General features: G+C 71.5%; 11 protein-coding genes and 1 pseudogene. 11 read left to right on the top strand and 1 reads right to left on the bottom strand.

The window, feature by feature from the left end; translation table 11 throughout:
* The first annotated feature begins 82 nt into the window (after positions 1-82).
* Positions 83-1,090 (top strand): chymotrypsin family serine protease, encoded by a 1,008-nt coding sequence (locus tag ABD691_RS31370; protein WP_344685948.1) that lies wholly within the window; start codon positions 83-85, stop codon positions 1,088-1,090.
* A 210-nt stretch (positions 1,091-1,300) separates the two neighbouring features.
* On the opposite strand, the gene ABD691_RS31365 is transcribed toward ABD691_RS31370, so the two are convergent.
* Complete coding sequence (locus ABD691_RS31365) at positions 1,301-2,044, bottom strand: SDR family NAD(P)-dependent oxidoreductase (protein WP_344685947.1); 744 nt, start codon at positions 2,042-2,044, stop codon at positions 1,301-1,303.
* Positions 2,045-2,189: 145 nt separating this feature from the next.
* On the opposite strand from ABD691_RS31365, the gene ABD691_RS31360 reads away from it, so the two are divergent.
* From ABD691_RS31360 to ABD691_RS31315, 10 genes and pseudogenes are all read left to right on the top strand, one after another.
* Entirely contained in the window at positions 2,190-3,359 is a 1,170-nt protein-coding gene (locus ABD691_RS31360) for a L,D-transpeptidase (RefSeq protein ID WP_344685946.1), read from the top strand.
* Positions 3,360-3,600: 241 nt separating this feature from the next.
* Positions 3,601-4,893 (top strand): D-inositol-3-phosphate glycosyltransferase, encoded by a 1,293-nt coding sequence (gene mshA, locus ABD691_RS31355; RefSeq protein WP_344685944.1) that lies wholly within the window; start codon positions 3,601-3,603, stop codon positions 4,891-4,893.
* A complete protein-coding gene (locus tag ABD691_RS31350; RefSeq protein WP_344685942.1) occupies positions 4,890-5,375 on the top strand; it encodes a type III secretion system chaperone family protein in 486 nt (161 codons plus the stop codon). Before mshA ends, ABD691_RS31350 begins: the two co-directional genes overlap by 4 nt.
* Positions 5,376-5,435: 60 nt before the next feature.
* Positions 5,436-6,260, top strand: a complete 825-nt coding sequence (locus ABD691_RS31345) for a DUF4349 domain-containing protein (RefSeq protein ID WP_344685940.1) — start codon at positions 5,436-5,438, stop codon at positions 6,258-6,260.
* A 459-nt stretch (positions 6,261-6,719) separates the two neighbouring features.
* Positions 6,720-7,151: an OsmC family protein gene (locus ABD691_RS31340; protein ID WP_344685939.1), complete on the top strand. Its 432-nt coding sequence runs from the start codon at positions 6,720-6,722 to the stop codon at positions 7,149-7,151.
* A 53-nt stretch (positions 7,152-7,204) separates the two neighbouring features.
* Positions 7,205-7,945, top strand: a complete 741-nt coding sequence (locus tag ABD691_RS31335; RefSeq protein WP_344685937.1) for a phosphoglyceromutase — start codon at positions 7,205-7,207, stop codon at positions 7,943-7,945.
* 274 nt (positions 7,946-8,219) lie between these two features.
* Entirely contained in the window at positions 8,220-9,437 is a 1,218-nt protein-coding gene (locus tag ABD691_RS31330; protein WP_344686020.1) for a sensor histidine kinase, read from the top strand.
* Positions 9,434-10,114 (top strand): response regulator, encoded by a 681-nt coding sequence (locus ABD691_RS31325; RefSeq protein ID WP_344685935.1) that lies wholly within the window; start codon positions 9,434-9,436, stop codon positions 10,112-10,114. The genes ABD691_RS31330 and ABD691_RS31325 overlap by 4 nt, the downstream gene beginning before the upstream one ends.
* A 152-nt stretch (positions 10,115-10,266) precedes the next feature.
* Positions 10,267-11,301, top strand: coding sequence for a Ppx/GppA family phosphatase (locus ABD691_RS31320; protein ID WP_344685933.1), 1,035 nt, complete (start codon positions 10,267-10,269; stop codon positions 11,299-11,301).
* Positions 11,298-11,585, top strand: a pseudogene (locus tag ABD691_RS31315) (hypothetical protein); the annotation flags it as partial. The gene ABD691_RS31320 and the pseudogene ABD691_RS31315, both read left to right, overlap by 4 nt.

Genomic DNA, 11,585 nt, shown 5'->3' with positions numbered 1-11,585 from the left:
GGCACGTCTGACCGGCCGTAAGAGTGACTCTTCGTGACTAACCCATCACCCTGTGTGTTAAATGGTAGGTGGAGGGGCCACCATGCTGAGCATCAGGGAACTACGCGACCGTGCGGTCATCCGGCCGATCAAGCGGGCCGTGGAGGACCAGTTGCTGGATCTTCCCGGTGTCACCGCTGTCGACATCGGTGAGAAGTTCACGGCCGGACGAAGTACCGGCAAGCAGGTCATCGTCGTCTCGGTTGCCAGCAAGCGGCCCTCGGAGCGGCTGCTCCCCGGGGCGCGGGTGCCCGGTGACGTGCTCGGCATCCCCACCGACGTCATCGAGGAGACGCCGGTCCTGCACCACCTGCACACCGGCTTGCACGACCCGGTGACACCCAGGCAGCGGCGGACCGACCGGTTCGGCGCGGTCCGCGGCGGCGGCGGGATCGCCCCGGACCGGACCGTGCGGCTGGGCTCGCAGGAGGTCCCAGCGCCGGGCGAGTACCGCCGCATCGGCACCCTCGGGCTGCTGGTGACGGGGAACGCGCCCGCCACCGTCACGATGGGGCTGACCACTTTCGACGTGGCGTGCCTGGACGACGCGTGGTCGGTGGGCGACCGGATGGTCGACCCGGACGTCGGCGAGATCTACGCCGACCTCGCGCGGGCCGCGCTGTCCGGCCGGGTCGACGCCGCCGCGGTCACGCTCGCGCAGGGCGTGGACCACTCCGCCGCGATCGACGGCATCGGCCCGATCACGGGTCAGCGCGGCGCGTACCCGGGCGAAGCGGTCCGCAAGAGCGGCTACGGGACCGGGCTGACGACCGGGATCGTCCGGTCCATCGACACCACGCTGCGGGTCGACCACGGCGACGCGCTCGGTGTGCGCGTGCTGCGCGAGCAGTTGCGCATCACAGGCGGGCCGGCGCGGTTCACCGGGCCCGGCGATGCCGGTGCGGCGGTGATCGACCGCACCGGGCAGGTCGTGGGCCTGCTCATCGCCGGGAGCGGCAGCGGCGCGGCGGGGTTCGCCAGCCCCATCGCCGATGTGCTCGCCGAGCTCGATGTCGAGCTCTACACCGAGACTCAGCGGCTTGAGGTTTGAGGGTTTCTCGGCTCGTTCTGCGTGGCGGTGCGGGTGGCGGAACCTCAGGCGTCCGCTGGCTGCGGAAACTTTTTCCGACGTATGTCCAATACGACGGAAAAAGCTGTCCTCGCCAGCGAACGCCTGAGAACCCGCGGCGGTGCCAGCTGCTCGGGTGGGCTAAGCGGCTTGCGCCGCTTGAGGACGATGGCCGGGTTGTGTCGTCGTGCCTCAGCTGCCGCGGCGGTGGGTGCGGGTGGCGGATGCCTGGTCGCGGGGCTTGAGGACGATGGTGTCGAGGTTGACGTGCGCGGGCCGGGTCGCGGCGAAGGTGATCACGTCCGCGACGTCGTCGGCGGTCAGCGGGGTCAGGCCCTGGTAGACCGCCGCGGCGCGCTCGGCGTCGCCGCCGAAGCGGACCTCGGAGAACTCCGTCTCGACCAGGCCCGGCGCGATCTCGGTGAAGCGCACCGGCTCGCCCAGGTGCTCGCCGCGCAGCGTCCGGTGCAGCGCGGCCTGGGCGTGCTTGGCCGAGGTGTAGCCGGAGCCGTTGTCGTAGACCTCCAGCGCGGCCACCGAGGTCACGGTGATCACGTGCCCGTCGCCGGAGGCGAGCAGCTTGGGCAGCAGCGCCTTGGTGATCCGCAGCGTGCCGAGCACGTTGGTCTCCCACATCCAGCGCCAGTCGTCCTCGACGGCCTCGGAGACCTTGGCCAGCCCCTTGGCGCCGCCCGCGTTGTTGACCAGCACGTTGCAGCGCTCGACCCGGTCGACGAACGCCGAGACCGAGTCCGGGTCGGTGACGTCGAGCGGGACCGCGAGACCGCCGATCTCGGCGGCCAGGTCGTTGATCCGGTCCACGCGGCGGGCGCCCAGCACCACGTGGAAACCCTCTGCGGCCAGCTTTCGGGCGGTGGCGGCGCCGATGCCGGAGCTGGCACCGGTGACGACGGCCCATCGGGTGTCAGTGCTCACGCCCCGATCTTCCCCCAGCGCGCGACCGGGAGCCTCGCCTTCACCCGATCGATGTGACACGAGACACTGGTCGATCACGACATCTTTTCGAGGTGTCGTACGTCTTCAGTACGGGGAAATCCGAGCAATGGAAACGAGGTCAGAGGTGTCGAGCAGGTTGGGGCGTTCGCGGGCGCGGGCGCTGGTGGCCGCGGTTGCGGGAGTGCTGGCGGCGGTGCTGCTGGTCGCGGGGTGCGGATCGAGCGCTCCCGGTGGCGGCGGTGGCCCGGCGGCGTCGGCGGCCAGGATCGCCGTCGAGCCGGGCGCGGGCGCGGCCGACGTGAACCCGACCGCGCCCATCCGGGCCCGCGTGGACGGCGGCAAGTTCACCGAGGTCACGCTGACCAACTCCGACGGCAAGCAGGTCGCGGGCGAGCTCGCCGAGGACGGCCGGAGCTGGACGGCCACCGAGGCGCTGGGCTACGGCAAGACCTACACCTGGGCGGGCGAGGCCGCCGGCGACGACGGTGCCACCGTCCCGGTCGAGGGCAGCTTCACGACCCTGTCCCCGGACAAGACCGTGCGCGCCACGGTCAACCCGACCGACCACGCCGAGGTCGGCATCGCGATGCCGATCAGCATCAAGTTCGCCGAGCCGGTGCAGGACAAGGCCGCCGCGCAGCGGGCGCTGGACGTGCGGACCTCGGTTCCGGTCGAGGGGGCGTGGGCGTGGCTGTCCGACACCCAGGTCGACTGGCGGCCGAAGGAGTACTGGCCCGCCAACACCAAGGTCTCGGTCAACGCCAAGCTCTACGGCGTGCACTACGGCGACGGCAAGTACGGGGTCGCCGACCTGAGCACGGAGTTCACCATCGGCCGGGCCCAGATCGTCAAGGCCGACGTCAACACGCACATGATGGTCGTGGAACGCGACGGCAAGCAGGTGGCCAGCTACCCGGCCAGCTACGGCAAGTCCGCGGACCCGAACCTCAACACGCCGAACGGGACCTACATCGTGATGGAGAAGAAGCCCGTCGAGATCATGGACAACCCGCGCTACGGCTACACCGACGTGGAGAAGAAGTGGGCCGTGCGGATCTCCAACCACGGCGAGTTCATCCACGAGAACGAGGAGAACCGCGCCGCGCTGGGCAAGGTGAACAACTCGCACGGCTGCGTCAACCTCAGCGAGGCCGACGCGAAGGCGTACTTCGACAAGGCGCTGCTCGGCGACCCGGTGGAGGTCACCGGGTCGAACACCGCCATGCCGCCGCAGTACGACGTGTTCGACTGGATGCTCAACTGGGACCAGTGGACCCAGAAGTCGGCGCTGTGAGGTTCCGCCTCGCAGAGCGGTGACCGAAGACCGCGGGCCTTTCGGGGTCCGCGGTCTTTTCCTGCGTCCGGCGGATGTGAACAGCGCCACGTGGCGGCGTCCGAACGGGTCCTCCGGTGCCGCCAGGGCGGTAGCGTCGTCGCGGGCCCCGCGCCGGGAATGTTTTCGCGGCCGTGGATGTCGGGGTGGGAGTGCGCCCGAACGGCTCGGGTCGCTTGGGAAAGGCGTCGATGGACCGCAGATGAGCTCCAGGACAGAACTTCGGCCGCGTCGGGCGGCGGTGTTTTCCCTGCACACCTCGCCGCTGGAACAGCCGGGCACCGGGGACGCCGGCGGGCTGAACGTCTACGTCGTCCGGACGTCGGCCAAGCTCGCCGAGATGGGCACCGAGGTCGAGATCTTCACCCGCGCCACCTCCTCGGACATCCCGCCGGTGGCGCAGCTCGCGCCCGGCGTCACCGTGCGCACCCTGCTCGCCGGGCCGTTCGAGGGGCTGGACAAGAACGACCTGCCGTCCCAGATCTGCGCCTTCGCCGCCGGTGCGATGCGGGTCGAGGCCCGGCACGACCCCGGCTACTACGACGTCGTGCACTCGCACTACTGGCTGTCCGGGCAGGTCGGCTGGCTGGCCCGGCAGCGCTGGGGCGTGCCGCTGGTGCACACCGCGCACACCCTGGCCAAGGTCAAGAACGCCTCGCTCGCCGCGGGTGACACCCCGGAGCCGATGGTCCGGGTCGTCGGCGAGGAGCAGGTGGTGGCCGGAGCCGACCGGCTGGTCGCCAACACCGAGTTCGAGGCGGCCGAGTTGGTCGGGCGCTACGACGCCGACCCGGACGCGGTCGACACCATCCCGCCCGGGGTCGACCTGGACCGCTTCACACCCGGCGACCAGGCCGCGGCGCGGGCGCGATTAAACCTCCCGGCCGACGCCGTGGTGCTCGGGTTCGTCGGCCGCATCCAGCCGCTCAAGGCCCCGGACGTGCTGCTCAAGGCCGCGGCGGAGCTGCTGGCCCGGACCCCGAGCCTGCGGGACCGGCTGGTCGTGCTGGTCGTGGGCGGCCCGTCCGGCACCGGGCTCGAACGCCCGCGGGTCCTGCAGGACCTGGCCGCCGACCTGGGCATCAGCGACGTCGTGCGGTTCCTGCCGCCGCAGCGCGGCGACGACCTGGCCGCGGTCTACCGCGCGGTCGACGTCCTCGCCGTCCCCAGCTACAACGAGTCGTTCGGCCTGGTCGCGCTGGAGGCGCAGGCTTGCGGCACGCCGGTGGTGGCCGCCGCGGTCGGCGGGCTGCCGGTGGCGGTGGGCGACGGCGTGTCCGGGGTGCTGGTGCCCGGGCACGGGACCGGCCAGTGGGCGGACGCGCTGGGTTCGCTGGTGCAGAACCCGCGGCGGCGGGCCGAGCTGGCCGCCGGGACCACCGCGCACGCGGCGCGGTTCTCGTGGGAGCGCACCGCCGAAGCGCTGCTGGACACCTACGCGCGGGCGAAGATGGCGTTCGACGCCAGCCCCCGGATCGAGGAGGTGACGGCGTGAGCCTCGACGAGGTCATCAGGTCCGCGCTGGACTCCAGCGGACTGGAGTACCAGCACAAGGGCGAGGGCAGCTTCTTCGTCACGCTGCCCGGCCACAAGAAGCTCCAGACCAACTGCTGGCTGGTGGTCGCCGAGCACGCGCTGGTCGTGGAGGCGTTCGTCTGCCGCAAGCCCGACGAGGCGCACGAGGACGTCTACCGGTTCCTGCTGCGCCGCAACGCCCGGCTCTACGGCGTGCACTACATGATCGACTCGAACGGCGACATCTTCCTGGTCGGCCGGATCGGCCTGCACGCGGTGACCGCCGACGAGCTGGACAAGATCCTCGGGCAGGTGCTGGAGGCCGCCGACGGCGACTTCAACTCGCTGCTGGAGCTCGGGTTCGCCACCGCGATCCGGCGGGAGTGGGACTGGCGGACCTCGCGCGGCGAGTCGCTGGCCAACCTCCGCCCGTTCCAGGCGCTCGTGGAGCGCGGCGACTGACCTGCAACGCGAAGATCGCTTCCGCTCGTCCTTGGTCTGTCCGCAGATCGAGGAGGCGAAATGAGATCACGCAGGTGGCGATTACCGGTGTTGCCGTTGCTGGTGGCGGGGCTGGTCACGGCAGGCTGTTCGAGCTCGGGTTCGAGCTCGATCAGCGAAGATTCCGCACCGGCGGTCGGAACCGGCCGGTCCTCGGAGTCGCAGCAGATCGCTCCGCAGCAGCCGGTCCCGCCGCGGGACGACCGGCAAGTGGTGCGGACCGCCGAGCTGGGCATCGAGACCGGTGACGTGCCGGGCACCGCGGCCAGGGCCCGCGGGCTGGCCGAGTCGGCAGGCGGCCACCTCGCCGAGGAGGACGGTTCGCGCGGGGACGCGCACCTGGTCGTGAAGGTCCCCGCCGCGCAGCTGGACCGGCTGCTCGACCAGCTCGCCGGGCTGGGCGAGGTCACCTCCCGCAACCAGCGCGCCGAGGACGTCACCGACCAGCTGGTCGACACCCGGAGCCGGATCGACTCGCAGCGGGCCAGCGTGGACCGGCTGCGGGAGCTGATGGCCCGGGCGGGCAGCGTCGGCGAGATCGTGCAGATCGAGAGCGAGCTGACCTCCCGCGAGACGGAGCTGGACGCGCTGCTGCGGAGGCAGGCCGCGCTCGCGGGCCAGGTGGAGCTGGCCACGGTCGACGTGCGGGTGTCCGCGGCGGAGCGCCCTGAGGGCGGCGGTTTCCTGGCCGGGCTCTCCGGCGGTTGGGAGGCGTTGCGGGGGTTCGGGATGTTCGCGCTGACCGCGCTCGGCGCGGTGCTGCCGTTCGCCGCGGTGCTGGCGCTCCCGGTCGCGGCCGGTGGCCTGCTGCTGAGGAGGCGGAGGCTGCGCCGGTCGCAGCCGTGAACCACGCGGACCCCGCGCGGGGCGGTTCGGGAGAGAGGGGGAGTCGCGAGCTCGAACCACCCCGCGTGGGGATCCCGCCTGTCGGGCCGATGGGCGGGGGGCACCCGCGGCCCGGCGGGGCGCGGCCCGGATTTGGGGGAAAGCGAACCGCGCTCGTCGCTCTCGTTGACCGGGGAGTGCGTGGGAGCCGATCAAGGAGAGCGAAGCCAAACTTCGCAGAGTCGTGCACCGGTCACAAGCCTCGTTCATTACTCCATTCAGGTGATGTTTTGAGCTGAAAGTAACGCACCGGATTCAAGACGCAGTCGGTTTGCAATTGGAAGTGACCGGCGCCACTTTAGGGTTACAACGGCACAGTGATCAGATAACCGTCGCGTGACGGTGGCAACCAAACCTGCGGTCCGCCGCGCACTGCGGGAGCCTGGTTCCCGGCCCGACCGAACCGGCCCAGGAGGACTGATGACCGATCGCAACGCCACCACGCAGTGGACCGGGCCCCTCCAGTCCGGCTCCGGCAACGTCACCCTGGACTCGTCCGGCACCGCGCAGCTGCCGGTCACCTGGGCGTCCCGGGTGGAGGGCCCGGACGGCCGGACCAGCCCGGAGGAGCTGATCGCGGCGGCGCACTCGTCCTGCTACTCGATGCAGCTGGCCGGGCTGCTCGGCGCGGCGGGCACGCCGCCGGAGTCGATCGGCACCAGCGCCGAGGTGTCCTTCGGGCCGAAGGGCGACGGGTTCGCGATCACCGGGATCGCGCTCACCGTCCGCGCGAAGGTGCCCGGCGCGACCGCCGAGGACTTCGACGCCGCGGCGCGCAGGGCCAAGGAGATCTGCCCGGTCTCGGTCGCGCTCGCCGGCACCGCGATCACCCTCGACGCCGCCCTGGACTGAGGCTCCCGTCACGGGGAGGGTTGCGCCGTAACCGCTGGTTATAGCCTGAGCCCATGACTGTTGGGACTCTGGTGCTGCTGCGGCACGGTGAGAGCACATGGAACGCCGAGAACCTGTTCACCGGCTGGGTGGACGTGCCCCTGTCGGAGAAGGGACGGGCCGAGGCCGAGCGCGGTGGTGAGCTGCTGCGCGAGAGCGGCGTGCTGCCCGAGGTGCTGCACACCTCGCTGCTGCGCCGCGCCATCGCGACCGCGAACATCGCGCTCGACGTGGCCGACCGGCACTGGATCCCGGTCCGCCGCGACTGGCGGCTCAACGAGCGCCACTACGGCGCCCTCCAGGGCAAGAACAAGAAGCAGACGCTCGACGAGTACGGCGAGGAGCAGTTCATGCTCTGGCGCCGCTCCTACGACACGCCGCCGCCGGAGATCGAGCTCGGCAGCGAGTTCAGCCAGGACGCCGACCCGCGCTACGCCGGCATCGACGCGCCGCGCACCGAGTGCCTGAAGGACGTCGTGGCCCGGCTGCTGCCGTACTGGGAGAGCGAGATCGTGCCGGACCTGCGGGCCGGCCGCACCGTCCTGGTCGCCGCGCACGGCAACTCGCTGCGCGCGCTGGTCAAGCACCTCGACGGCATCTCCGACGCCGACATCGCGGGCCTGAACATCCCGACCGGCATCCCGCTGCGCTACGACCTCGACGAGGACCTGAAGCCGGTCAACCCGGGCGGTACCTACCTCGACCCGGAGGCCGCCGCCACCGCCGCGGCAGCGGTGGCCAACCAGGGCCGCTGATCCGGACCGGGCGGGACGTCCCCAGCAGACGTCCCGCCCGAACGGGTGACACTGGGGCGAATGATGTGAGTTTGGTTCGTGTCGCTCCGTCCAACGCGGCGGAACCGTCCGTCGGGGCGCACCTGAACCGAGCCCGTCCTCCAGGTGAAATGGGGGTGAAGAACGGGCCGAATCGTGTCACGGGCATCACGGAACGCCCGCGCGGACTGGCCTCCCCCCGCACCCGCCTGCTTACGATGCTGACGTGACCGCATTGGGCTATACCGCCCTGATCATGGCCTTGTTGCTCGCCGGAGCGGCGGGCGGCTTCTGGATAGCCAGGGCCACCCGGCGAACCGAACGCAAGCCCTCGAACGGCCCCACGGTCGCCGACCTCCTCCAGAGGCTGGTCCATACCACCAACAACGGTGTCGTCGTGGTGAACAGGTTCGGCGACGTCGTCCTGCACAACCCGAGGGCCGACGAACTCGGCCTGATCCGGGACAACCAGGCCGACCCGCGCGCCAGGAAGGCCGCCGAGCAGGCCATCGCCTCCGGCGAACCGACCCCGGTCGACCTCTCCCCGCTCGGCCGCGTCCTGCGCGGCCGGGGTCCCGCCGCAGTACTCGGCGACGCCCGCCCGCTCGGCGACGGCTTCGCCGTCATCGACGCCGGTGACGAGTCCGACGCGGTCCGCCTCGAAGCCACCCGCCGCGACTTCGTCGCCAACGTCAGCCACGAGCTCAAGACGCCGGTCGGCGCGCTCGCGCTGCTCGCGGAGGCGGTGCTCGACGCCGCCGACGAACCGGACGAGGTCAAGCGCTTCTCCACCAAGATCCTGCACGAATCGACCCGGCTGGGAACGCTGGTCTCCGAGCTGATCGCGCTCTCCCGCCTCCAGGGCGCGGAGCGGCTGCCGGAGATGACCACGCTCGACGTGGACGGCGTGATCGAGGAGTCGCTGGGCCGCTGCCGGATCTCGGCCGAGTCCGCGGGCATCGAGATCACCGTCGACGAACCGTCCGGACTGCTGCTCGACGGCGACCGGACGCTGCTGGTCACCGCGCTGAGCAACCTGATCGACAACGCCGTGTCCTACTCGCCGCCGGGCAGCCCGGTCTCGATAAGCCGCAGGCTGTCCGGCGAGTTCGTCGAGATCGCGGTCACCGACCGGGGCATCGGAATCGAGCCCGAGCACCAGGAGCGGGTGTTCGAGCGGTTCTTCCGGGTCGACCCGGCCCGGTCGCGGGCCACCGGTGGAACCGGCCTCGGGCTGGCCATCGTCAAACACGTCGCCGCCAACCACGGCGGTGAGGTGAAGCTGTGGAGCCGGTTGGGAACCGGGTCCACCTTCACGCTTCGGGTGCCCAGGCACGGCGTCGGTGAGGACGGCGGCAGCTCTGCCCACCAGACAGGTGGCAGCCTCGCCACCGAGCCGGACCGGGTGCCCGCGCGGTCGAAGACCGAGAGTGCGGACGGGATCACAACCGTCGAAACGGGAGGAGTCCGGTGACCAGGGTGCTGATCGTGGAGGACGAGGAGTCCTTCGCCGACCCACTTGCCTTCCTGCTTCGCAAGGAGGGCTTCACGGCGGCAGTCGCCGCGACCGGTCAGGAGGCGTTGGAGGAGTTCGACCGCAACGGCGCGGACATCGTCCTGCTGGACCTGATGCTGCCGGGCATGAGCGGGACCGACGTCTGCAAGCAGCTCCGCCAGCGCTCGGCGGTGCCGGTGATCATGGTGACCGCGCGCGACAGCGAGATCGACAAGGTGGTCGGCCTGGAGCTGGGCGCCGACGACTACGTCACCAAGCCGTACTCGGCGCGCGAGCTGATCGCCCGGGTCCGAGCGGTCCTGCGCCGCGGCGGGGAGGCCGAGGACATGCTCCCGCAGGTCCTGGAGGCCGGTCCGGTCCGGATGGACGTCGAGCGCCACGTGGTCACCGTCTCCGGCGAGGAGGTCAGCCTCCCGCTGAAGGAGTTCGACCTGCTGGAGTACCTGCTGCGCAACGTCGGCCGCGTCCTGACCCGGGGCCAGCTCATCGACCGGGTGTGGGGAGCCGACTACGTCGGCGACACGAAGACGCTGGACGTCCACGTCAAGCGCCTCCGCTCGAAGCTGGAACCGGACCCGGCGGACCCGCAGTACCTGGTCACCGTCCGGGGGCTCGGTTACAAGTTCGAGGTTTGAAGCCCCGGGTGGGGCTTCAAATGGCCGAAGGGCCATCCGCCCAGCGGGCGGATGCTTCTTTCCAAGGCGGATCCCCTTCTTCCTGTGACCCTCGCCCGCCGAACCCACCACCTGCCCCGCTACCGAGTTCTCGGCCGGTAACGTTGTCGGTCATGCGCCTGGGCGTGCTCGACGTCGGTTCCAACACCGTCCACCTGCTGGTGGTGGACGCGCACCGTGGTGCCCACCCGACGCCGATGACTTCGGAGAAGACCGTGCTGCGGCTGGCGGAGCGGATCGGCGACGACGGGCACCTCGGGCCCGAGGACGCCGACGAGCTGGTCCGCACCGTCGCCGCGGCCCAGGACGCCGCGGTGGCGGCCGGGTGCGAGGAGCTGATGGCCTTCGCCACCTCGGCGATCCGGGAGGCCGACAACGCCGCCGAGGTGCTGGCGCTGGTGCGGGAGCAGACCGGCATCGAGCTGGAGGTGCTGCCGGGCGAGGACGAGGCCCGGTTCACCTTCCTCGCCGCGCGCCGCTGGTACGGGTGGTCGGCGGGCAACCTGCTGCTGCTCGACATCGGCGGCGGGTCGCTGGAGATGGCGATGGGCATCGACGAGCAGCCTGACCTGGCGGTGTCGCTGCCGCTGGGCGCGGGCCGGATGGCCCGCACGATGCTGCACGATCCGCCGGGGCGGGACGAGGTCGACGAGCTGCGGGAGTGGCTCGACGAACAGCTGGCGCCCACGGCCAAGCGCTTCCGCAAGCTGGGCAGGCCGGACCGGGTGGTGGCGAGTTCCAAGACCTTCCGCTCGCTGGCGCGGCTGACCGGTGCGGCTCCGGCCTCGGCCGGTCCGCGCGTCCCCCGGACGCTCACCGACACCGGGCTCCGCCAGCTGCTGGCCTTCATCAGCCGGATGTCCAGCGCGGACCTGGCGGGGCTGGACGGGGTGAGCAGCGCGCGGGCGCACCAGCTCGTCGGCGGGGCGCTGGTGGCGGAGGCCACCATGCGCGCGCTGTCGTTGCGGGAACTCGACATCTGCCCCTGGGCGTTGCGGGAGGGAGTGATCCTGCGACGGCTGGACCACACGAACGGAGACGGCGGCACCGCCGTCCAGGCCAGGGCGACGATCGGGTTGGAGCAGTCGGGGGACGCGCGGCGAGGAACTGGACGGACGGCTGAGCACGGGGCACGGTGGAATCGATGACTCGGGACAGCGGGGCGAACGACCCCACCCAGCGCACCGTCGCGGAGTTGCTCGCCGAGTACGGCGGCGACTCCCAGCGCAACACCCGGCGCCGCCGCAGGCGGGCCGAGGACCCCAGCGAGACCGCTCCGCAGGCGATCATCGAGCGGGTCATGTCCGACAGCGGACAGCTGCGCGCCGTGCAGCCGGGCACCGAGCCGCCCCAGCGCAACAGCCACCGGCCGCTGCCGCGCTCCGCGCGCCAGGCCGCGCCGCCGCCTGCGCAGGCTCCCGAGGCGCCTGCC

Source organism: Saccharopolyspora taberi, from assembly GCF_039534165.1.
GTDB classification, from domain to species: Bacteria; Actinomycetota; Actinomycetes; order Mycobacteriales; family Pseudonocardiaceae; genus Saccharopolyspora_D; species Saccharopolyspora_D taberi.
This window is presented reverse-complemented; position numbering and strand designations above follow the sequence as displayed.

What these genes read in the sequence shown, in the direction of transcription:
- ABD691_RS31370 (WP_344685948.1), top strand. Translation starts at nt 83, where the DNA reads ATGCTGAGCATCAGGGAACTACGCGACCGTGCGGTCATCCGGCCGATC.
- mshA (WP_344685944.1), top strand. Translation starts at nt 3,601, where the DNA reads ATGAGCTCCAGGACAGAACTTCGGCCGCGTCGGGCGGCGGTGTTTTCC.
- ABD691_RS31345 (WP_344685940.1), top strand. Translation starts at nt 5,436, where the DNA reads ATGAGATCACGCAGGTGGCGATTACCGGTGTTGCCGTTGCTGGTGGCG.
- ABD691_RS31340 (WP_344685939.1), top strand. Translation starts at nt 6,720, where the DNA reads ATGACCGATCGCAACGCCACCACGCAGTGGACCGGGCCCCTCCAGTCC.
- ABD691_RS31335 (WP_344685937.1), top strand. Translation starts at nt 7,205, where the DNA reads ATGACTGTTGGGACTCTGGTGCTGCTGCGGCACGGTGAGAGCACATGG.
- ABD691_RS31330 (WP_344686020.1), top strand. Translation starts at nt 8,220, where the DNA reads ATGGCCTTGTTGCTCGCCGGAGCGGCGGGCGGCTTCTGGATAGCCAGG.
- ABD691_RS31320 (WP_344685933.1), top strand. Translation starts at nt 10,267, where the DNA reads ATGCGCCTGGGCGTGCTCGACGTCGGTTCCAACACCGTCCACCTGCTG.